This window comes from Paraburkholderia kirstenboschensis (genome assembly GCF_032806925.1).
In the GTDB taxonomy this organism is placed as follows: Bacteria; Pseudomonadota; Gammaproteobacteria; order Burkholderiales; family Burkholderiaceae; genus Paraburkholderia; species Paraburkholderia kirstenboschensis.
The window spans coordinates 1133585-1154672 of the sequence record NZ_CP136512.1; the positions used below are offsets into that span (position 1 = coordinate 1133585).

Here is a 21088-nt window from a genome sequence, read left to right on the forward strand (position 1 = left end):
CATCAACAGGAGTTTTCCCACATGATGAATCGAGACAATCCCGTCTGGCTGATCACCGGTTGTTCGACGGGCTTTGGCCGCGAACTCGCAAAACTGGTACTCGAGCGAGGCTGGCGCGCCGTTGTTACCGCACGCGACGAATCCAAAGTAAAAGACATCGCCGAGCCGCACGGCGAGCGTGCGCTCGTTCTGCCGCTCGATGTCACGAACCGCGCGCAGATCGCAGACGTCGTCGCACAAGCCACGCAACGTTTTGGCCGCATCGACACGCTCGTGAACAACGCAGGTTATGGCTACCTGGCCGCGATCGAAGAAGGCGAAGATGACGAAGTGCGGGCCATGTTCGAGACGAACGTGTTCGGTCTCGTCGACATCACAAAGGCGGTGTTGCCGGTCATGCGCGAGCAGCGCAGCGGCCTGATCGTCAACGTATCGTCGATTGGCGGTCTCACGAGTTTTGCGGCAACCGGTTACTACCATGCGACGAAATACGCGGTGGAAGGCTTGTCCGAATCTCTCGCCACCGAGGTCAAGCCGCTCGGCATCGACGTGCTGATCGTCGAACCCGGTCCGTTCCGAACCAACTGGGCCGGTCCGTCAATCAAGCAGTCGGCGACCGTTATCGACGAATACGCGGCCACCGCCGGCGAGCGGCGCAAGCAGACCGAAGCGCGTAGCGGTAAGCAGGCCGGCGATCCGGTGCGCGCGGCACAAGCGATAATCGACGCGGCGCTGTCGGAGCGCCCGCCGCTGCGTTTGCTGCTCGGCAAGACCGCGCTGGAACTGGCGCGCAAGAAGCTCGACTTCATGCGCGGCGACTTCGATGCGTGGGAAGCGACTACCGTGGGCGCCGATTACCCCGACGCCTAGAACTCGACTAGCGCGAAATCTTCCTTACCCACATCGCACAGCGGGCAGCGCCAGTCGGCAGGAATGTCGGCCCAGCGCGTGCCCGGCGCGATGCCGTCTTCGGGCAAGCCGGCGGCTTCGTCGTAAATCCAGCCGCAGATCACGCAGACCCACTGCTTGAAGTCGTCCGCCGAAGCGGCGATGACGGCCGCAGACTCCGGCGTGCTTTGCTGTTGCAAGGCCGGCGTGTCGTCCAGGCTGACAACGAGCGGCGCCTGCGTGCCCGAACTGTCCACGGCGAAACGCGTTTGCAGGGTTGCCAGTAGCCGCTGCGCTTCGTCTTGCGTCAGGTCGATCCAGTAGGGGTCGCCCGCGCCGTCGTTGAGTCGCTCGGGGCAAAACTGGATTTCTACCGCCACGCCCTTCTTGTACATAACGGCGTTACACCACCAGATTGAGCAAAACGGAAGCGATCAGCCCGGCGGCGCCGATGATGCCGAGCAATTGAAGGAGAGTGAGGGGTTTGCGCGATGCGGCGGGGAATTGTTGCGTGGTCACGGAGCGGTCTTTAGGAATCAAAAAGCGAAATGGTACACGGGTCTCGGTGCGGCGCATGCCGATCTGCGCAAACCCGCGCGTATCGGTTGCCACCCGCTTACCACCTGGTTGCCATTATCGCCGGTCGACCGCACCGGATTACTTACGCGATGGAGATGAACTAATTCGCGGCGAGGCGGAAATGCCGCCTGCCGCTCGCCGCTCAGGTTTTCGCCAGCGGGCTACCGCTGCGTGAGTCCCAGAAGCGGATGATTTCCGTGTCGCCGGTGCCCGCACCCACCACCTGATCCGGCGCGCCGCTTTCGCGCAGCAACGCACGCAGTTCGTTGATGACCGGAAACACTTCGTGGTTCCAGTCGGCGCCTTGCGAATCGTGCGCGCGTTGCTCGGCCTCGACGATCTCGCGGTCTTCCCTGAAGATGCGCTCAGTGAACCACACCAGCAGCGGCCACGCGAGGTTCAGCGCCCCGGGAAACCCCGGCTTGCGAATGGACAGCAGCCCGAAAGTGCGATTGGTGCGCTGCTCGCGATCGAGCGGCACGTAGACAATCCACAGGTCCATGACGAGCGTCTGCTCGGACGTGCGAATCTGCAGCGTCTGATACGGATACTCGGTGCGGATCGTCATCACGTCTTTGTCGTTGTCGCCGCCCGTTTTGCGGCTCTGGCCGAACACGATCGCCTCGCCAATCGGCTGCTGACCGGCCATGCGCGCAAACGTGTAATCGACTTCGACCCAGCCTTCGCCGCGCCGCCGCCCGAGCGAACGCGCGCGCATCTGCCCCATTTGGCGGCGGTGCAGAAACTGATGGTTCATGTCCATCAGGTTCTCGTGCATGAACGAGTAGTGGCAATTCACAGGACGGCCAAAGCGCCGGGTCTTGTACTTCTTGTCGGACACGGAACCGAGTGTGGGCAGCGGGCGAATCTCGGCCATTGCCGGGTCGCCGGGAAATACGAAGATCAGGCCTTCCACTTCGCGGCACGGATACGAGCGCACGCCGTTCGGCAAACGCTCACGTCCAAGGTACGGCACGTCGATGCACTTGCCCGAGCAGTCATAGGTCCAACCGTGGTAGCCGCAACGAATCGACTCGCCATCGACCACGCCCTGGTGCAACGGCACCTGACGATGCGCGCAGCGGTCTTCGAGCGCAAAAGCTTTGCCGGATTCGGTGCGCGCGAGCACGATCGGATCGCCCGCAAACGTCACACCATGTGTCTTGCCACGCTTTACTTCGTGCGACCACGCGAGCGGATACCAGTAGTCGGGATGTATGCCGACGCGGCGCAGGTCCCGGACCGGCGCGTCGTTGGCCGCGTGGCCCAGCGTGGGAGCGGCTTTAGGCGATGTCGCATGCGTTGAGGACGCCTCGACGGTGCTTTGTTCGAGCGGGGGAACAGCATGCATAGTGTAGAGCCTCCGTGCACGTGCGGATAAAGTAGGCGGCCGCATCTCGCGGCCGTGATCGTCGTCAGTCTACTCGAACCGCGTACGGCATGGGTCCGGCGGGGTCAAAACACCGCGCCGCTAGGCCTCGTCGCGAGCGACGAGCCCAGTGCGGCGCTGCGCGCCCCACGATCGCCCGCCGCGTAGGAAGTGCAGCCAGCCGAGCGCCGCGCCGAGGTGGCGCAGCAGCTGGAAAGTGAACGGCTCGGCGATGGCAGCCAGCATCGCCATGCCCATACTGGAGCCGCTGCGCTTGCCGGTCCAGCGCCGGTAAAGATGGACGCTCCACAGGTAGAAAGCCAGGTCGATCGCCGTTTTCAGGCCGATTACACTGAAGATCGACACGACGATTGCACCGTGCCCGCCGAACACAAACGCAAGCAGCAATCCGAAAGCGGTCAGGCCGTAGATGGGTTGCATGGTGTCGAGCGCCTTCACGGGCAGCATCAGCATGCCGAGCGTTCCATAACGGCGATTGCCGGTCATGTCGCGGTTCCAGTACTGCGTTTGCAGGAACCCGGCGAACCAGCGCCGCCGTTGGCGCAGGAAGCTGCCGAGGTTGTCGGGCGCGTCGGTATGCGCATGCGCGTCGCCAACCACTCGCACGTCCCAGCCGAGGCCATGATCGACCGAATAGCGGCGCAGCCGGTGTATCAGCTCGTAGTCTTCGACGAGACACTGCGGATCGAAGCCGCCGACGTCGAGCAGCGCGTCGCGCCTGAATGAAGCGAAGGCGCCCGAGACCAGCAGCAGACTGTCCGCGCGCATCCACGCAAAGCGCGCGATGAAATTGCGCATGTACTCGTAGGTCTGGAACCATTGCAGCACACGGCCCGACGCGGACTTGCCGCAAACCGGCACCAGGATGCCGGCCGCGGCCACGAGCTTGGGGTCGCTTGCGAAAGCGGCGCGCATTGCGTAAGTGGCGTCGTCGTCGAGAAGCGTATCGGCGTCGACGGTCATTACGGTGTCCGTGCTCATCACGGTGATCGCGGCGTTCAGCGCGCGCGCCTTGCCGCCGTGCGGCATACGCAGCCAGAAGAGATTGGGATAAAGCGAACTGGGCGCGCTCAACGTGCCCTCGGCCGGCGCGACGAGGCCGAAGCGTTCGGTGAGCAGCGCGTGTGTGTGATCGGTGGAGCCGTCGTCGGCAATCACGATTTGCGCCGGGCCGTGAACCTGCCGTAACAGCGCCGCAATCGTGACCGGCAGCACGGCCGCCTCGTTATGCGACGCGACAACCACGCCGATGTCCGGCAAGCAGCGCCGATCGTAGTCAGGCTCGAGCGGCGCCGCGCGACGCATGAGCGGCAACGCTTTCCACGTGACGAACGCGAGCAGCACGGTGTCGTAGATCACGTACGCGATACCTGTGGACCACGCAACCACGCCTTGCAGAAAGAAGGCACGCGCGAATAGCAGCAGCCACACGGCAACGACGCTTGCGTGAATCAACGTGCTCGAAAGCGTCGTGCCACGCGGCACGATACGGGGCGACGTAAGCGCGAACGCCTGTTCCAGGTTTTGTTTCAAGGTAACTAGCGGGCCGGTCGTTGCTGCGGTTTAGAGAATAAGTGAAGCGGTGCTCAGGGCATCATGCGCTTCAGAACCGACTTTCGATCGATCCACTGGTGCTTCAGCGCGCCGCCGATATGCATGGCAAGCAACGCATACAGCGCGTAGCCCAGCCACGTATGCAACGCGCCAAAGCGGTCGTGCAGCGTTTCCTTCAGTGCGGGATCAAGGTTCATCACGTAGCCGATACGCGGCCAAGGAAACAGATCGAACAGACGCATTGGATGCGTGGCCGCGTCCTTCCATGCGGAATCGTGCAACCAGCCGGAGAGCGGCAGCCCGATCATCAGCAGATAGAGCAGAAAGTGCGCAAGATGCGCAGCGACTTTCTCCCACGACGGAAACTCGCGCGGCAGCGGCGGCGGCTTGTGCGACACGCGCCACAAGATGCGCATGAGCGCGAGACTGAGCACCGTGATGCCGATGGACTTGTGTGTATTGATTACCGGGCGCACCCAGTCGTCGGGCAGCGAATCCGCGCTCAGACCGAGCGCAACGTTGCCGATCATCAGCAGCGCAACAAGCCAGTGCAGCGTGATCGCCGTGCGCGTGTAGCGTGAGCGCGCTGGCGTTCCGGTCTGGTTAATCAAGGGTTCGGCGTGGATGTTCATAAGTGGTGCGGCCTGAGAGAGGATCGTTGCCAGGCTTTCTATTGGGCGGCGTTCCGCAGCGTGCCATTCAGGAGAAAAGAACCCCTGAGTGTGCCGTTTTATTCCGCAACTCGCTTAATGTTCTGTTTCCGATTATTTCAAGCCGCCTCGGTGCCAGGCGCTCGCACTAAGTCAGTGAAATTCGCACCGCAAGAAAAAAATCTCTGTGGCAGATGGCGCGCGATAGACCGATTCAATTGGCGGCGGCGCGAATCGCATCCTCTAATAAAATCCCGCGCATCGCCGGGCTCGCCCGTTCAACCGCTGCTTGTCTGGAGATAAACAATGTCGCAACCCGAGCCAAACGTAGACGAAGTGGTCAGAAGCATTGCAGAGGAAACGGATACGCCGCCGGAAACTGTCTCCAAGATGTATGCCGACACCTTGGCCGACTATCGCCACGACGCGCGGGTGTTCGATTATGTGCCGCTCTTCGCGGCTAAGAAAGTCCGCAACACGCTTCGCGACGCCTCGCATCGGAAGCACTGAACGCTGCGGCGCACGGACGGGCGCCGTTTTATGCAATGCAAATTGTCGGCTGAATCGACTTCGACTTACTCAACGCAGCAATTATTTTCCCGCGCTAGACTTGACCCGGTTCAACCGACCGGAGGATTGGTATGCGGGTGGCAATTGTTGGCGCTGGAATTGTCGGCTTAAGCACGGCGTGGTCGCTCACCAAGCTGGGCCATGACATCACGTTGATCGAGCAGGGCTCGATACCCAGTCTGCTTGCCGCGTCGCGTGACGCGCATGGCATGATTTGCCGCGCGCATGACGGCGCCGACGGCTATGCGGAGAGCATCGCTGAGATGTTCGATAGTTGGGACATGCTATGGGACGATCTCGGCGTTTCCCACTATGCGAATTGCGGCGCGCTCGGCATTTCACAATCCCCAGGCGACAGCGCCGAGCAATTGCGTATGAGCCTCGACCGCGTGGGCTTCGAATACGAACGGCTCGATGCTCGCGAAGCCGCCGAGCGTTACCCATTCCTCGACGCCGCCACGTTTCGCTACGCGTATCTCGATCGTGACGGAGGCGCGCTCTTCAGCGGGCGAATCGCGCACGATGTCAAAGCGTGGCTCAGAATGCGCGGCGTCGACATTCGCATGCATACGAAGGCGGTTGCAATCGATGCGCCCACGGCGCTCGTGCATATCGACGACGGCACCGTGGTCCAGGCGGATCGGCTCGTGGTAGCTGCCGGTGCGTGGACGTTGCGGCTCCTTCCCGCGCTTGCCGACAACCTGGCGATTCACCGCAACGTCGTCGCATATCTGACGCCGCCGGCGGACCTGGAGAACGCGTGGTCGAACGCACCGGCGATCGTCGACATTGGCGGTTCGAGCAATGGCTACGTGTTGCCGCCAATCGACGGTGCCGATCTGAAGTTCGGCGCGGGCGCACTGAAGAAACCGGTGCCGGATGCCGGAACCGACCGCACTGCGGCGCCCGGCGAAGGGCACCGTTTGCGTCGACTCTTCGCGCCGCCGTTTAGCCGCATCGACGAATACACGGTCACCGAGGTGGAAACCTGCGCTTACACGTTCGCGGCGGACCAGCGGTTCTTTTCGAAGCGCGTCGGCAAGACACTCGCGGTGTGCGGCTGTTCGGGGCACGGCTACCAATTCGGCGCGGCGGTGGGGCTTCGCGTCGCGCATGCGCTTGAAAGCGATGACGACACCGCGCTGGTTCAATGGCTCAGAGCCGAAACTGTATGGGCGCGCATCTGCGCGTAGCGTATTCGCGCCGACGGGTCCATCATCACGCAGCATCGCAATGTGTGGATCGTGACCTGGCAGGACGGGCGCTGGGGCATCAAGCAGCGCTCGCATTAGCGCTTCGTCTCGCGCTCCCGGACGCATGGCTCCAAAATTGAGCCGCGCGGTGGAGCTAACAATAGCGGCCCAATTTTTTTATGCTGACGGTTTGCCTGTCGAGATAACCAGGAGCCGCGCATGTCCAACACCATTCAGGTCCGCCCCGTCAAACACGACGATTTCGATGCATGGCTGCCGCTCTGGGACGCATACAACGCGTTCTATGGCCGCTCCGGCGAAACTGCATTGCCGCCAGAAATCACTCAGCTAACGTGGGGCCGCTTCTTCGACGCTTATGAGCCGATGCACGCGATGGTCGCCGAACGTCATGGCGAGTTGATCGGCATCGTGCATTTTCTTTATCACCGTCATACGACGCTGGCGGGACCGATCTGTTATTTGCAAGACCTGTACACGTTGGAGTCCGAGCGCGGCAAGGGCGTGGGCCGCGCGCTGATCGAAGCGGTGTATGCGCGTGCGAAGGCTGATGGTTCGCAACGCGTGTACTGGCAAACGCATGAGACGAATCACACCGCCATGCGGTTGTATGACACGGTGGCGGATAAGTCGGGGTTTGTGGTGTATCGGAAACAGATGTGATGTGTGCAGCGTGGTGCAGCAAATGCCGGGCACCTCAAAAAACAAAAGGCGCACCACCCAGTGCGCCTTTCGTCCTCTGCAATTGCGGCACTACATCACCGCGCACCGAAACCCGTCTTCAGGCTTCCAACTGCTCGAGCACCTTACCCTTGGTCTCAATGCCCAGAAAATGCACCGCCACCGCCGCAAGGAACGGCACTGCGGCAAGAATATAAAACGCCACCTGCAAATTGCCGCCGATCATCGTCTTCGACACAATGGCCGGTGAAAAAATGGCCGCGACCTTGAGCCACGCGCCGCCGACACCGCAGCCTATTGCTCGAATGCTGGTCGGATACATCCCCGGTGTGTACACATAAGCCGTGATAATCGGCTTGCGGCCCACCTTGTCCACCAGCAACGCGCACGTCAACGATCCGATTACGCCAAGCACCGAAGCGGCCACCGCCAGATTCAGCGCCAGTTGCAGCGGCGCGTGACAAATCGTGCGATAGATCGTCGGCAGCCAGGTCGAGAGACCATACTGAATGAAGCCGCACGTGATCCACAACATCGCGACGGCCATGGTGCGCTTCAGGTAGGCCGGACAACGGCACGAAACGGCCACGCCCATGCGCACGGCTATACGGCAGCCTGGATGCCGGGATCGCGTATATCAGCAATGTCGGCGGCCACTCGAAGTGGATCGAGGAACAGGGCAACATGCAGCCGGACCGCTGGGGCCTGAAGGGTGTGGAGGATCTCGGCGGCGGTCCTGAGACGATCTTTCAGTTGGAGAACGGCTTTCATACGAACACCGGAGCCTTCGCCGAGTCGGGCACGCCATTCAATCGCGAGGCGTTTGTCGGTCTGAGTTCGGACAAGATCGGCACGGTCACACTCGGCCATCAGACGCCGTTCAGCTCTGATGTGCTGGGTCCGCTGAGCACGGCTTTTCTCGCCGCCAGTTGGTACGCGTTCCACCCCGGCAATATCGACGAGCTCGCGGACACCGGTGTCGCGCCGTTCGACAATTCGGTGAAGTTCCGATCCGCGAGTTTCAACGGCTTTTCGTTCGGCGCGATGATGGGCCTCGGCAACACGACCAACTTCTCGACCGGCAAGACGTTGAGTTTTGCGCTCAGCTATGCGAACGGTCCGTTCAAGGCCGGTGCAGCGTATGCAAACGAGCACAATCGAACGCCGTCGATCGTGACTACGGGCATTACGAATTTTAAGGGCGTGGCGGCAGCCAACTACAGCGCCGACAAGGCCGTTTTCTGCTGTTCATCGAGGTCAGATCAGCATCATAGCGTCTTTGCGGTGCTATGCTTTGATGCGGTCCGCTGCGCGAGGCCCCGCTGCCACGCCTTCGTTCCGCTCAAGCGTCCGGAGGCCACGCTCATGTCTGATTCCGTGCAGATTCAGGTTGCCGATTCGCATCTCTATCCTGGGTGTGCGGTGCGCATAGCGCACTTGCCGCAGTCCGAGCGAGGGGCCGCCGCGGTGGTCGCGGTCGTCGAGTTCGCAGACGGCTCCGGCGCTAACGCCACCTGTCATCTGCGAGCGCACGACGAACTCGAATTGACAGTAGACGGCTATGCGACGCAGAAGCGCCACCCTGTCAACGCGAGACATTGGTTACTTCTCGCCGTCGATGCAACGCACAACAGTTGGCGCGTCAAACGCCGATTGCCTTAGCCGCAAAACCGCCGCGTCCATTGATGCAGTAGTTCAACTGTACGTCCAGCCGTATCCGCAGCGAATCGTAGCTTCCGCCGGCGTTTCGCGCGCCGCCCCGAGCCGCACTTGAACTCGTCACGCACACTTCGGAACCGACCGATGACAGACCACGACTCCTCCCTGCCGCCGAACCTCGAGAGTCCGGACAACGCCTCCAACGCCGCAGACGATCCGCACAATCCCGAGCGCCGCCGCGTTCTTACCGGCCTTGCGGCCGTCGGCATCGGACTCGCGCTGACCGGCTGCAAGACCGAACAAGCCGCGAGCGGCGTAGCACCGCGTACCGCCGCGGACTTACGGCTCGACGCCGCGCTGCGCGACCAGGTCAAGCAAATCGTGGTGATCTACGCGGAGAACCGCAGCTTCGCGAACCTCTATGGCAATTTCCCAGGCATCCAGCATCCGCTCGATGCAGTAACCGCCGAGCGATATCTGCAGCTCGACCGCGACGGCAAGACGCCGATGCCGCGCCTGCCTGCCATCTGGGGCGGCCTTGTGCCACAGGCGCAGGAGGTGGACGGCAAGCGCTACATGATCGGCCAGAAGGACATCGGCAATCTGCGCAATGGACCTTTCCACCTGACCGATGCGCAAGGCGCGCCATTGCCCACTGGCGTGATCACGCGCGATCTCGTGCATCGCTTTTATCAGAACCAGATGCAGATCAACGCCGGGCGCAACAACCAGTTCGCGGCGTGGGGCGATTCGGGCGGGCTCGTCATGGGGCATTACCGAAACTCCGCCGACACGCTGAAGCTCTGGAGTCTCGCGCAGCAATACACGCTATGCGACAACTTTTTCATGGCCGCGTTTGGCGGCTCGTGGCTGAACCACATTTTCCTGATCTCGGCGCAGGCGCCGTTCTATCCGGACGTGCACAATAGCCCGGCCAGGAAGATGGTTTCCGTAGTCGAGGGCGACGACCTTACCGGCGCGCGGCTGAAGATCGCGCCGGACTCGCCGGCATCGGCACTCGACGGTCCGCCGAAATTCGTCAACGACGGCGCATTTACCGCCGACGGCTATGCCGTGAATACAATGGCACCGCCGTACCAGCCGAGCAACGTGCGCCCGGCGGAAGGCGGCAACCCGGCTTTCGCGGATGCGTCGAATCCGCGGGTGCTGCCGCCACAGAATTACGCGACGATCGGCGACCGTCTCACGGACAAGGGCGTCGATTGGGCGTGGTACAGCGGGGCATGGCAATACGCGCTGGAACATCAGGACACAGGCGCCGTGCCCGATTTCCAGTATCACCATCAGCCGTTCAACTATTTCGCCAACTACGCGCCTGGCACGCCGGCGCGGCGCAAATATCTGCGTGATGCGGGCCTCGGCAGCGACGCATCGACCAACCGCCTGATCGCCGACATCGACGCGGGACGTCTGCCCGCCGTAACCTTCTACAAGCCGCAGGGCGATCTGAACATGCACGCCGGCTACGCGGACGTCGAATCCGGCGACCGGCACATCTCACGCGTGATCGAGCATATTCAGAAGGGTCCGCAATGGGCTAATACGGTCGTGATTGTCACCGTCGACGAAAACGGCGGCTGGTGGGATCCGGTCGCGCCGCCGAACGGCGACCGCTGGGGCCCGGGCTCGCGGATTCCGGCGCTGGTGATTTCACCGCTCGCTAAAAAAGGCTATATCGATCACACCGTGTACGACACGAACTCGATTCTTCGCCTGATCAGCCGCGTGCATGGACTCGCGCCGCTCGACGGCGTCGTGGCGCGCGATCGCGCGTTCGCAAGGAACGGTCTGGCGCCGCTTGGCGATTTGACCGCGCCGCTAGATCTGGCCTGACGATCACTGCGCGGCGGCGTGAAGCCTGGCGACTACGGCCTCGGAAATCTGTTGAGCCGTTTTCTTGATCGTCTTCTTCTCGTCGCCGCTTGCCATGACGAACTTCGCTGCGATCACGTATGGATTGAGCTTGATGGCAGCGCCCGGCGCGTGCTTGCTGTCGGCCTCTTCCACGGCTTCATAGAGAGGCGGCAAATTCGCCGATGCAAGACTGTCGCATGACACCGCGACCTGAATGTCGTTCTGACCGGCGCCCAGACCGACCATGGCGCGCCGCAGACGGTTGCCCTCGTCGACGCTCAGGAACACACCGCGCACTTGCCAGCCCGCGGCTGGCAAAGTCTGACCAGAAGCGATGCGCCGTGCGTCGACGCCGCCCTGGCGCAGATCGGCCGTGAGCGCCTCCGCCATTTCGTTGACGATGTTCTTTGCGTGTTCCTGCGGATTCGCGTCGTGGTCCAACGGTCCCGGCCCGCTCGGCAATAGACCTCGCAGACGGCGCACGCGTTGGCCGGGGCCGCTGTCCGGTGCGACGTTCGCGACGTCCAGTTCGAAGTCCGATACGTAGACGATCGGCGCGGGCTCGGCGAACGGCGCGTTATCCGCTGTAAAACCAGGCGCCGGCGCCGCGCTTATGCACGCGGCCAGCGCGACAAAACGCGGAAATCGAAGCTGCATGCCACGTCTCCAGGATCGGTGCAGCGACAACGAAGGACCAAGTTCGCGCGGGTGGAAAGCGGAGGCCGGATCGCGACGCAAACATGGTACAGCCGTGTGTATCCAGCGTCGGATTTTTTGTGCACAAGTCTTACCATTTGCCTTGAATAACCGGCGTCGCGACATAGACTGTTAAAGCTATTCTGAGTACTTTGCACGGAACTGACATGCGCCTGACCATTCTCATTAACGGTTCCGATCCCACCGTCAGTCATGACTACGCTGTGCTATGGCTCGACACCGACCAACGCCGGTGGTCGAGGGAAGCGCATCAAGGGATCGATCTGCCCCCGTGGGGCGAATTACGCGACGAAGGCGGCGTGACGACACTGTGCGCGCCGAGCACGGACGCGCCGTTGTGTACGCTGCGTGGATTGCACGTCGACCGTAAGCAGCGCGTGAGCGCCGCTCAAGGCGACGCGGCGTGGACCGCCGTGCGCAATCGTGCGCCAACCAGCGGCTTCTGGCGCTTGCAAGCGGTCGATCGTCAAAACGTCCGCGCTGAAAACAGCGTGTTCGGCAATTAATTCCAGCGTCCTTTCTGCTCGGTCGATGTTCCCACACGCGCGTCGCAGGACGCGCGGGTGGAATCGTTCGACCCGCCACTCCGCACTGTCCGCTCTTCACGATCTAATGGACCGGTTTCCGCGACGCATGCATTTAAGCTTGCCTTAAGTTTGCGTGCGTAGTGTCGGAAGTCCACGCATTCGGGTCGCCGCAAGGCGGCCCATTTTTTTTGCCCGTGCGACACCGCGTCATGTACCTGCTTCGGCGCGCGAGCGTTGCATTGCCGCTCGTCTCTACGCTCTCCCACCCGTTTTACATCGCTCAATAGCCACGCTCAACGCTATACTTTGCGCCCCTCTCTTTTCACCGATCAACCCATGAAGAAGTGGTTCGCCAGTCTGCTCGTTGTGGTCGCCGCTCACGCAATTGCGGCGCCCTCCTGCACCCAGTTCACACCGAATGCGCAATGGCCGGTTCTGACCAATCAGAAGATGGCGCCCAAAGCGCGCATGCTTTGTTATAGCGATTTCGCCGTCATGCATTCGGGCATCACACACGGTCCATTGTGGTCCGCCGAACACCTGACGCGCGACCATATCGAAGCCGCTAAAGACATGGTGCGTACCAACAAGTTCTTCGAAGACGCGCGCTTGCCCGACGGCGAAGGCGCAACGCTCGCGGATTACAAGCGCAGCGGCTTTGATCGCGGACATATGAGTCCCGCGGGAAATCGCTGGAATGAGCAAGCCATGGCGCAGTCGTTTTCACTCGCGAACATCATATGCGGACTCAAATCTGTTCAGTCAGCTTCAGCTTTTGAAGTCTAGCCAACCGACCGAAAAGCCGCGCGCAACTTGCCTCCTCGAGCGTTTCAGCTCGCTTCAGCCTACGACAGCAAACCGACCCTTATCCCCGTATTAGGCGAGCGTTTTTTCTGTTCACTTCTGCAGAAAATCTCCTATGCTGTAGACATCGTACCGAGGGGGACCCATGAACCCTACCGTCTACCGGGCAGCTCAGCTCAGCAACGAATTCCCAGAGGCCAAATACGCCCTTCCCCCAAGCTTTCCCTTCATTGTTGACGACGACAATCTGGAGGTAGACCGCCAAGCGCTTCGGTACCTTGACTCAACTTTTCGCAGAGCAAGGGGGTCTGGACTGAAGGTCAAACGAAAGCGTACGTCTATTCACTCTGTCGACGCTGCTGCGTATGATTTGGTCGACTTCCTGCGGTACCTCGTCAGGTCCCGTGAGGCTGAGCGACATGACAGCATTTCAAAAGAAGGCGGCACGCAGGAAAGCGTCCCGAGGGCTTTGCATGACTTTACGATTGACGAGGTCTCCGCCTACCGCGATGAACTGTTCGCGCGAGTCAGCAAGCAGACACACGAGACTCTCTCCGATGGAACTTGCACTAGGCGCGTGAATCGCGCGCTGCACTACGGCGACTGGCTACAACGCCGCGGCATACTTTTTGACTTCGGTACTCTTCCGGACGACGACAACATCCTGTTACCCGGCGACGACCAAAACGATGTTGTCCGCCCTCTTTCTGAGAGGGAGTGGCACCGCGTCAGAGATGTCCTCGGACCTCTACCGTCGAAACGACAGCACGGAGTTGATGAACGCCCAACGAGGAACCGCCTCGCCGCCGAGCTCGCACTCGCCACTGGTCTCAGAGTTGACGAGGTAGCGAAGCTGACAATTCATCAAATCGTAGACCTCAGATTTGATGATACTGCTCCAGCACATGCTGAAGTGAAACTGCGAGTCACACAAACAAAGCGGCTTGTCGCCCGAAATGTGTACATTCCGATGTATCTGGTGAAGGAACTACATCTTTACATTGACGGTGAACGCCGTGAGGCTATGACGGAAGCCACAAGGTCTTGGCTTGCAGATAAGCAGCGTCAGCACACCATCCTGTTCGTTAACGGCTCCGACGCGCGTCAGCATGCCGGTAAAGCCATAAGCGCCGATGTGCTCTCAAATGCATTTCATACGGCTTGCATACGTGCGGGGCTCACGAGCTCTGTGGAAAAGATTGACCCGGTGACGGGTGAAAAATATCTAACGCAGCTTGCATCTCATCGATTTCACGATTTACGACATACCTTTGCGGTTTGGAAATACTACTCAGAGAAGGAATCTGGAAATTCGGAACCATGGAAGTTGATTCAAGCCCTCCTTGGACATAAGCATCTTTCGACAACCATGAACACTTATCTTAAGGTTGTCCCTGGCGAGCGGCGAGAAGTAAACAGGAGAACCTTCTACGCAACCCGGAGGCGCTTCAATGGCAACTAAGAAGAAGCGCTCTCCAACGAATTTCGTTAGGGACAAAATCCACCAAGGCACCGACGGCTCCGCCGACCACGCCAATGTCAGAATTATTCAGGCCGTCGCACGTACCCCGTACGAGGAAACTCCATTCGTCGTAGTCTTTCCGGCTGTTATGCATGGCGGCAAGCCTTTTGTACTTGACCTACAGTTCCTCATGCCGCTCACCAAAATAGGGCGCGCATTGTTTGACGGGCATTTGAGGAAACTCGGCTCGCGGCCAAATTTCAAGACAGCGACCAACTACACCAAACGATTACGCAATGGAATTGTAGAGTTTCTGAATTCTGAAGGACTACTGGAAATTGGTCTTGACAAATTTTGCTCGGACATCATTCCACATTTTGAGACGTGGCTGAATCAACAAAAAGACGGCGTATCTCGATGGAGTGAATCCACTCGAGCAGAGAACTATTTGTATGTAAAAACTGTTTTTGAAAAAATAGCATCCGATAGCCATTGGAAATCGTCAATACCTCAACGGCCTCGTTTCAAGTCAAACCCCTGGCCACATCGAACACGCAGTGTAAAAAAGAAAGAAATTCTTGACGACGACCTCGCAACGCGAATTAGAGTCGCAAGCATTGACGAGATTGTCGATTTAGTACGACGAAGAGGAGAGATTCAGAGAATCATCGAAGAAGATGAGGTCGATTCAAATTCAAAAAAGAATGATGGCTACCACACGCTTCGGCGAGACCGTGAGTATGAAAAAATTGTACTCGATATCTACCGAGAAATTCTCAAGAGCCCAACGATTCACTCGGATTGTTTCCCAGACACCTACCGCTATATCTTAAGTAAATACAATACAACAATTAGTGAAATAAGGGGGCTGATTTTTCCTCGTCCAGAAGGGCTCGTTCCATTTGTGCTGCTCATGGCTTTGGCTCTTTCATACAACGCGAGCACGGTCCTAGACGCACGCCTCGGTGACTTCACAGTCGTTCGCGAACTGTCGTCCTATCTCGTTTTTTTTAACGATGAACCACAGCCCGACGATGAAAATGAGTCCGGCGATGCACCAGAGGCCGTCGACGACGATATCGAGGCTGACCTCTTGGCAAACGCGTTCAAACCCCGTTCGCATAAGCGGCAACCCGTATATATTCCTATCGATAACGAGCCGGACAACCCTTACTTCATGTACGGGTACCTCTTAAATTGGACGAGCAATCTTCGTAGCTTTTCTTATTTTGGTGTTAGCGATAAACTTTTTATATTTAGTACACCAAAAAGTAAGAACGGGATTTCTTCATTTACTGGGTTGGACGGAACGGCTACTCCTCAAGGATGGGCAGATGCTTTGAGAAGATTTCGTGAGCGGCACGACCTAGAGCATTTCACTCTCGACATGCTGCGCCCGACGTCTCTTGATGTCACGTTTGAGGAATTCAATGGTGACATCAGACTAGCAAGTATTCAAGGCAATCATACGCACATCGATACAACTTCACGAAGTTATCGAAGCGATGCGGAGAAAAAGAGGCAATACGAGCGCCTTGGTGCGGTCCATAGCCGGCGCGACCGTTGGCGGAAGACGGACGGAAAGATAGACCCCCGCGACCATCCAGAGGAATTTGATGTTGATTGCGCAACTCCGGGCTGGACGTGCGCGGACCCATATGACAGCCCGTACACGACCAAAGGTGAACTATGCGAAGGGTACGGACGCTGCCCAGCCTGTCCTCTTGGTGGCGTTAACCTCAACTCGCCCTTGTCTTGTGCGTATACATTGGGGTTACTGGAAGCCATAGACAATGCGCAGCGCTCCCTAGACCCTAAAACTTGGTTACAACGGTGGCTACCAGTTAAGCAGAGGCTCGTTGAAAAGTGGATACCCAGCTTTTCCGAACGGGCAATACGTGAAGCAAAGCAAGTCGATATACCTCCCATGCCGAGGCCAGAATGATTCATTCTGAGAAATCCAGAGTCCAATGCGATGGACACTTCAGCAGTTCGCCAACACTTCTCTACCGGCTTAAGAGCCCGGACGGGCACTACGTTTCCGAGTTTTCCAAATGGGAAGAAGATGTATGGCAATTTTCGAAGGAAGTATCTATCAATTGGAGAGTGTCACTGCCGGACGGAACGTATCTCACAGATGACTCCAACACTTCTTTGCTAGATTTATGGAAACGCGTCGTGGATTCTTGCTTGAATGATTGTCGCTCCGGCAAGCCAATCTCTGTACAGCACGCCCCGTCACTCATGTCTGGAATACGACGGATTGTGGAATGGATGGTGCGTCGTCATCACGCTAACCTCTCCACACTCGACCGCACAGCCTTTGAAGAATTCATTGACGATTGGATAGCAAGTTTTCTTTCGGGAAAAACGGATGACGAGTTAGACGAATTTGATGATACACAATCGGAAGATGACAGTGTCGAGGGTTTTGGTCCTCTCTATAAAGTAGTCAATGTCTGGAGTCGCCTATGGGGACAATCACCAGCGCTTGAAGAGATTGGTCTTTCTGGTCTTCCGGAAGACCCATTAGAAGGTATGACGTCATTGAAGTTTACCAAAACCATCTTTGACTTCATCCGTAAAAGTATTCCACAGCTTCCCGATGAAGTGGCGATTCCAGCTATGAATGAAGCCCACCGATGGATTGAGCATCGCGCGGACGACATCATTAGACTACTCGAATATTGCATGAAATTCGTCTCAAAATCCGATGATGATGAGGAAGGCGGGGCAAGACTGACCTACTCCGGGATGATTGAATTTGGTGATTTTATATTCTCTAACGACCCCGAGACGGGAGAACCCTGGTATGAGCCTGTAAGGCCATATTCCACAGTTAGCGGTAAGAAGCGAAAGCATACACACTATTGGGTTCCTGTACAGCAAGTCCGTGTGTTGATGTGCGACCTCCTTGGAGCCTGCACGATAACCATCCAAAGCGAATCTGGTATTCGCATGGGCGAATTGCGGTCACTTCCTGCATCAGGTCGCCTAGACAGCGAAAGTCATAGCACTATTGTCGTGAAACGTTCCATTTCGGGCATGACCGAGCTCTACTTTATGCGCAGCCTTCTAAAAAAAGGTCATCCCTCGCCGATTCAAGAAGAATGGCTTGCTGGGGCGCGACCAATTGGGTCAACCTTTGTACCAGGCCCTGTTAAAGCCATTTGGTGCTTACAAAAGCTCTTTGATTCATGGCGTAGCATGGCGCCTTCAGAAGTAGGCAAGTGGCTCCTAGTCAACATGAGGAGCTCGCACTCGCTTCCGTTAAATGGAACTAGCATTGTTCACTCTAGTGCTTGGATAGTCCGTAACGCTCAACGCAATTTCATTTCAAGGAATGTAGACCTCTCATCGCTCCCAAACAAAAGCGAACTCGGCGAGGATTTGTCCAAATATCGCGAGACGAAGGGTCAGTGCCTGCAGACGTACCAATGGCGGAAATCCTACGCGATGTATGTTATCCGGACTGACCGGAGAATGAAGGCTGCCGTTGCAACACAATTCAAGCACGCTTCAGTCGCTATAACGGAAGATGCTTACTTTTCAAATAATCCTGACCTGTTGCGCGAACGCAACTCACAGCAGTCGCGCGCCGCTGCAGGATTTATGTATCGACGAATCGTCGGTGAAGAGCCTTGCGCGGGAAGAGTCGCCAAGCTGTTCGATAAATACGCCGATGTGATACGCGAGGTAATTGGTGACACGAGTAACCCGGAGGGTATCAAAAACCTTCAAGAGTGGTGTGAGCGTCGAAACATTCGAGTGTTCTTTTCCCCTCCAGGTAAATGCTTTATTCCCATTGCTCCGTTGCAGTCCGAGTGTCACAAAGTAGCGGGTACGCTTCATTGGAGCGTCAAGGAACCGAATTATAGGACGAGAGAACCTGACCTCTGTGCGGGCTGTGCTTGTTTCGGAATAGACCGCGAGCATTCTGACTTTTGGATAGACCGATACGTTGAAAACGCGACTGCTTGGCGCGATGCTAAGCAGAGCGAGCTGTCAGCCGGGTTTCGCGTCATTCGCCGACGCGCGGAAGTCGCCGAGAATATCCTGCGGCTTCTCGGAATAGAGCTCCCGCGGCTGCCCGCGCGGAGCCCTTCCGCGAGGTCGAAGCTATGAAATCGATTCAGACGCGCGTTGAAAAAGACTTATTGGATGCACTCGAGCGACTGAAGGACGGCTCGCCTAAGAATGCTGGCCTCGCGAAAAAGGCGAGAGCTGGCAAGCTGAGGATAAATCCGACTACCGTGGCAAAGGAAGCGGGATGCTCTCGGACACTTATCGGACACGACGAATGCGCATACCCCGAAATACGCAATCAGATTCGCAAATACTCTGAAAGCACGAAACCCGCGACGTCATTCGAAGAGATAAATCGCCAGCTACGTCGAGACAATCTTGACCTCCACGAGGCAGTACGATTGGCGATGTCTCGAGTGGCTGCTATGGAACTCCAGCTTAAGGCAGGACAAACGGAGACAATGCGCACGGTTCGCGACCTACAACGACAACTCGCAAAGGCACAGCAACCAGATTTACCAAGCGGGTCAAATGTGAGCCATATCTCCGCGAGGAGAAAGCGCCCTCAATGAATAGCAGGAACGCGTTTGCATATGCACCCTCGGACTTTTGAACTAATGGAGTTGCAGATGACACTTTCGAGCAAGTGGCCAGAGTTCAACGCGGGAGCGGTCGATGCCAGCTCGCAGTCTCGCGCTGGCTCCCGGCTTTGCGCGAGTCGGCATACTCGGGCCTGACTCTCAGGAACTAGCACCGTATTAGATTGCTGTCTGAGCGCGCCAGCACGGTTATTTCTCTGTGCGCTCGAGGTCTAGTGCTGAAGCAATCCAACTACGCTCAAACGTAGTCAGTTCTTTGCAGCCTGAACGTGCGAGCGATGCCAGATGGTTTGTCAGCGCCACCTTAGATTGTCCTCTGTAAAACCGCCCCGAAATTTGAATCGGTATCCATTCTTCATCGAGGTCGTTGAGCTCTTCTAGAAGGAACCAACGACTCATCGTTTGAATGAATGGCCCATAGTCAGCGCGAACGCCCATCGACTGCACAAAAGCTTCGACTAGCAATGCAACGCTTCCCGGATTGCAGACGTGGGAGAAGCTCAACGCGGTGTTGTTTCCCGATGAAGCTGCTTCTTCCGATGCGGCAGTTCCCGCGCCATCGGTTTCCCGTGAGAGCCCTAACGCTCAAACAGACGTCCGATTGCTCCGCGACGCGCCAATAGATGAAATCGTCGCCGAGCTGAAGCGACGCGGGGCGACGACAGTGTCGATTAACTGGTAGGTCTCATCTGAAAACTAACCTCCTTGGAGAGGAAAACATGAACAAGCCGACGCCGCTGAGTCCTGAAGATTTGAACCGCGTGACCCGTCTCAAGACCCGCGATGACTGCATACAGTTTGCAAAGAATGTTGACGCCATAAGACCCAACCTTGCGATTGCCGCGCGGCGTCACGGCATTGGAGTTGCTGCTTGACGCGGAAGGGATAACAGACCCCCTACTTCGAGACATTTGGGGGACCGTATTCGCATACGAAGAGGTGCTGTTCATAGTGCATGGCAAAAACCTAAAGGCGAGAAACACACGAAAGGCCATAGGCAACCGTGGGCCAGTGGGCGCCGTCGAATATATGGTTCTTAACCCGAACACCGAAGGATTCGCGCGTATGCAAGAGGCGGGGTTATTCGACCGAACTTTGGAGTTCGTCGTTCTGCGGCATCCGAGTCAGTTTAAGCCCGAAGTTGTGGCGGCCGCGAAGAAGAAACTCGAACCTTGGCTTGGGCCGGACAATGAATATTTCGCGGACGCGGCCTAACTTGCGACGCCGTTGCTGTGCGGCAGGTGCACATTGACAGCGCTCGACTCCGCCGTGCGTCCGTGTCTGGACGCACGGAATCCGACAACTGGCGGTGAGCACTATGACGTGTAGGTAGTCTGATTGCCAGCCTTGTTTCATGGATAGCGTTTCCTTGGGTGGGCCGGGCCGGAGACGATTCGGACGAAAGTCCGCCGTGACGAGAACGCTCATCGTTGAAGAGAATGCGCAGTCGCTTCGACAACTATCGAGCGGCACACTATTCAAAGAAGTCCACTACACCCTCGATGGTCTTATCAACGCGCATCGGATTGGCCGAGATTCAGCGTCGTCTGCGCGAACGCCAAGGGTATCCGAGGAAAAATTTTAAAGGCCATATTCGACATGACCGCACTTACTTCCTGTCGCGTGAAGCCGGCGTCGCACGCAACGTCCCAGCTAATGCAACGGCCGCCACACCGACGGTCGCCTGGGCGATGATGGCGAGCGAGTCATCAAGCCGATGCGCTATCAATGCCGCATTGCCGGAAAGCCCGCGAACTGCGACATCAATATCCGGGGACGTACAACGCTCGCCGCGACAATCTTGAGGGTTAGCCGTGCGGACCTACGAACGCTATCTCAGCTGTCTCAAGTTCGCAGGCTTTCTCGCTTGCAATGAATACAGCTACGGGCCCAGCC

The 21088-nt window shown here is 58.1% G+C and carries 18 protein-coding genes and 4 pseudogenes; 15 read left to right on the forward strand and 7 right to left on the reverse strand.

Annotated features, from left to right (window positions below; translation table 11 throughout):
- Positions 1-21: 21 nt before the first annotated feature.
- Entirely contained in the window at positions 22-870 is an 849-nt protein-coding gene (locus RW095_RS13825; protein WP_317019530.1) for an oxidoreductase, read from the forward strand.
- Here the strand turns inward: RW095_RS13825 and RW095_RS13830 are convergent.
- From RW095_RS13830 to RW095_RS13850, 5 genes are all read right to left on the reverse strand, one after another.
- Positions 867-1283 carry a rubredoxin gene (locus RW095_RS13830; RefSeq protein WP_317019531.1) on the reverse strand — a complete coding sequence of 139 codons (417 nt, stop codon included), beginning with the start codon at positions 1281-1283 and terminating at the stop codon, positions 867-869. The two genes, RW095_RS13825 and RW095_RS13830, sit on opposite strands and share 4 nt — an antisense overlap.
- Before the next feature lie 7 nt (positions 1284-1290).
- Positions 1291-1500 (reverse strand): hypothetical protein, encoded by a 210-nt coding sequence (locus RW095_RS13835; protein ID WP_317019532.1) that lies wholly within the window; start codon positions 1498-1500, stop codon positions 1291-1293.
- 109 nt (positions 1501-1609) lie between these two features.
- A complete protein-coding gene (locus RW095_RS13840; RefSeq protein WP_317019533.1) occupies positions 1610-2818 on the reverse strand; it encodes an aromatic ring-hydroxylating dioxygenase subunit alpha in 1209 nt (402 codons plus the stop codon).
- 120 nt (positions 2819-2938) lie between these two features.
- Positions 2939-4390 (reverse strand): glycosyltransferase family 2 protein, encoded by a 1452-nt coding sequence (locus RW095_RS13845; protein ID WP_317019534.1) that lies wholly within the window; start codon positions 4388-4390, stop codon positions 2939-2941.
- 53 nt (positions 4391-4443) lie between these two features.
- Entirely contained in the window at positions 4444-5043 is a 600-nt protein-coding gene (locus RW095_RS13850; RefSeq protein ID WP_317019535.1) for a cytochrome b, read from the reverse strand.
- A gap of 324 nt (positions 5044-5367) precedes the next feature.
- On the opposite strand from RW095_RS13850, the gene RW095_RS13855 reads away from it, so the two are divergent.
- The 3 genes from RW095_RS13855 (at position 5368) to RW095_RS13865 (ending at position 7505) form a co-directional block, all read left to right on the forward strand.
- Positions 5368-5571: a DUF3562 domain-containing protein gene (locus tag RW095_RS13855; RefSeq protein ID WP_128584562.1), complete on the forward strand. Its 204-nt coding sequence runs from the start codon at positions 5368-5370 to the stop codon at positions 5569-5571.
- A 131-nt stretch (positions 5572-5702) separates the two neighbouring features.
- Positions 5703-6824: an NAD(P)/FAD-dependent oxidoreductase gene (locus RW095_RS13860; protein ID WP_317019536.1), complete on the forward strand. Its 1122-nt coding sequence runs from the start codon at positions 5703-5705 to the stop codon at positions 6822-6824.
- 219 nt (positions 6825-7043) lie between these two features.
- Positions 7044-7505: a GNAT family N-acetyltransferase gene (locus RW095_RS13865; RefSeq protein WP_317019537.1), complete on the forward strand. Its 462-nt coding sequence runs from the start codon at positions 7044-7046 to the stop codon at positions 7503-7505.
- A 118-nt stretch (positions 7506-7623) separates the two neighbouring features.
- Here the strand turns inward: RW095_RS13865 and RW095_RS13870 are convergent.
- Positions 7624-8151 (reverse strand): annotated as a pseudogene (locus RW095_RS13870) (MFS transporter); the annotation flags it as partial.
- On the opposite strand from RW095_RS13870, the pseudogene RW095_RS13875 reads away from it, so the two are divergent.
- The 3 genes and pseudogenes from RW095_RS13875 to RW095_RS13885 form a co-directional block, all read left to right on the forward strand.
- Positions 8127-8756 (forward strand): annotated as a pseudogene (locus tag RW095_RS13875) (porin); the annotation flags it as partial. The pseudogenes RW095_RS13870 and RW095_RS13875 sit on opposite strands and share 25 nt — an antisense overlap.
- Positions 8757-8888: 132 nt before the next feature.
- Positions 8889-9185: a hypothetical protein gene (locus RW095_RS13880; protein ID WP_317019843.1), complete on the forward strand. Its 297-nt coding sequence runs from the start codon at positions 8889-8891 to the stop codon at positions 9183-9185.
- 141 nt (positions 9186-9326) lie between these two features.
- Positions 9327-11036, forward strand: coding sequence for an acid phosphatase (locus RW095_RS13885; protein WP_317019538.1), 1710 nt, complete (start codon positions 9327-9329; stop codon positions 11034-11036).
- A 3-nt stretch (positions 11037-11039) separates the two neighbouring features.
- Here the strand turns inward: RW095_RS13885 and RW095_RS13890 are convergent, their stop codons facing one another.
- Entirely contained in the window at positions 11040-11714 is a 675-nt protein-coding gene (locus tag RW095_RS13890) for a DUF4410 domain-containing protein (RefSeq protein WP_317019539.1), read from the reverse strand.
- A gap of 206 nt (positions 11715-11920) precedes the next feature.
- Here RW095_RS13890 and RW095_RS13895 point away from each other — a divergent pair, with 206 nt between their 5' ends.
- The 8 genes and pseudogenes from RW095_RS13895 to RW095_RS41755 form a co-directional block, all read left to right on the forward strand.
- Positions 11921-12280 carry a DUF3564 domain-containing protein gene (locus RW095_RS13895; RefSeq protein WP_020068677.1) on the forward strand — a complete coding sequence of 120 codons (360 nt, stop codon included), beginning with the start codon at positions 11921-11923 and terminating at the stop codon, positions 12278-12280.
- 357 nt (positions 12281-12637) lie between these two features.
- Positions 12638-13042, forward strand: a pseudogene (locus tag RW095_RS13900) (DNA/RNA non-specific endonuclease); the annotation flags it as partial.
- A gap of 208 nt (positions 13043-13250) precedes the next feature.
- On the forward strand, positions 13251-14567 hold the full coding sequence (locus RW095_RS13905) for a tyrosine-type recombinase/integrase (RefSeq protein ID WP_317019540.1): 1317 nt from the start codon (positions 13251-13253) through the stop codon (positions 14565-14567).
- Positions 14557-16512 (forward strand): hypothetical protein, encoded by a 1956-nt coding sequence (locus tag RW095_RS13910; protein WP_317019541.1) that lies wholly within the window; start codon positions 14557-14559, stop codon positions 16510-16512. The genes RW095_RS13905 and RW095_RS13910 overlap by 11 nt, the downstream gene beginning before the upstream one ends.
- A complete protein-coding gene (locus RW095_RS13915) occupies positions 16509-18692 on the forward strand; it encodes a hypothetical protein (RefSeq protein ID WP_317019542.1) in 2184 nt (727 codons plus the stop codon). The genes RW095_RS13910 and RW095_RS13915 overlap by 4 nt, the downstream gene beginning before the upstream one ends.
- A 1219-nt stretch (positions 18693-19911) precedes the next feature.
- Complete coding sequence (locus tag RW095_RS13920; protein ID WP_317019543.1) at positions 19912-20067, forward strand: hypothetical protein; 156 nt, start codon at positions 19912-19914, stop codon at positions 20065-20067.
- Between the two features lie 136 nt (positions 20068-20203).
- On the forward strand, positions 20204-20407 hold the full coding sequence (locus tag RW095_RS13925) for a hypothetical protein (RefSeq protein ID WP_317019544.1): 204 nt from the start codon (positions 20204-20206) through the stop codon (positions 20405-20407).
- 475 nt (positions 20408-20882) lie between these two features.
- Positions 20883-21001: pseudogene (locus RW095_RS41755) on the forward strand (SOS response-associated peptidase family protein); the annotation flags it as partial.
- Positions 21002-21088 lie beyond the last annotated feature (87 nt).

Coding starts and splice junctions, on each gene's coding strand:
- RW095_RS13890 (WP_317019539.1), bottom strand. CDS start 11,714: ATGCAGCTTCGATTTCCGCGTTTTGTCGCGCTGGCCGCGTGCATAAGC.
- RW095_RS13865 (WP_317019537.1), top strand. CDS start 7,044: ATGTCCAACACCATTCAGGTCCGCCCCGTCAAACACGACGATTTCGAT.
- RW095_RS13825 (WP_317019530.1), top strand. CDS start 22: ATGATGAATCGAGACAATCCCGTCTGGCTGATCACCGGTTGTTCGACG.
- RW095_RS13905 (WP_317019540.1), top strand. CDS start 13,251: ATGAACCCTACCGTCTACCGGGCAGCTCAGCTCAGCAACGAATTCCCA.
- RW095_RS13885 (WP_317019538.1), top strand. CDS start 9,327: ATGACAGACCACGACTCCTCCCTGCCGCCGAACCTCGAGAGTCCGGAC.
- RW095_RS13850 (WP_317019535.1), bottom strand. CDS start 5,043: ATGAACATCCACGCCGAACCCTTGATTAACCAGACCGGAACGCCAGCG.
- RW095_RS13860 (WP_317019536.1), top strand. CDS start 5,703: ATGCGGGTGGCAATTGTTGGCGCTGGAATTGTCGGCTTAAGCACGGCG.
- RW095_RS13920 (WP_317019543.1), top strand. CDS start 19,912: ATGAACAAGCCGACGCCGCTGAGTCCTGAAGATTTGAACCGCGTGACC.
- RW095_RS13830 (WP_317019531.1), bottom strand. CDS start 1,283: ATGTACAAGAAGGGCGTGGCGGTAGAAATCCAGTTTTGCCCCGAGCGA.
- RW095_RS13895 (WP_020068677.1), top strand. CDS start 11,921: ATGCGCCTGACCATTCTCATTAACGGTTCCGATCCCACCGTCAGTCAT.
- RW095_RS13840 (WP_317019533.1), bottom strand. CDS start 2,818: ATGCATGCTGTTCCCCCGCTCGAACAAAGCACCGTCGAGGCGTCCTCA.
- RW095_RS13855 (WP_128584562.1), top strand. CDS start 5,368: ATGTCGCAACCCGAGCCAAACGTAGACGAAGTGGTCAGAAGCATTGCA.
- RW095_RS13910 (WP_317019541.1), top strand. CDS start 14,557: ATGGCAACTAAGAAGAAGCGCTCTCCAACGAATTTCGTTAGGGACAAA.
- RW095_RS13915 (WP_317019542.1), top strand. CDS start 16,509: ATGATTCATTCTGAGAAATCCAGAGTCCAATGCGATGGACACTTCAGC.
- RW095_RS13880 (WP_317019843.1), top strand. CDS start 8,889: ATGTCTGATTCCGTGCAGATTCAGGTTGCCGATTCGCATCTCTATCCT.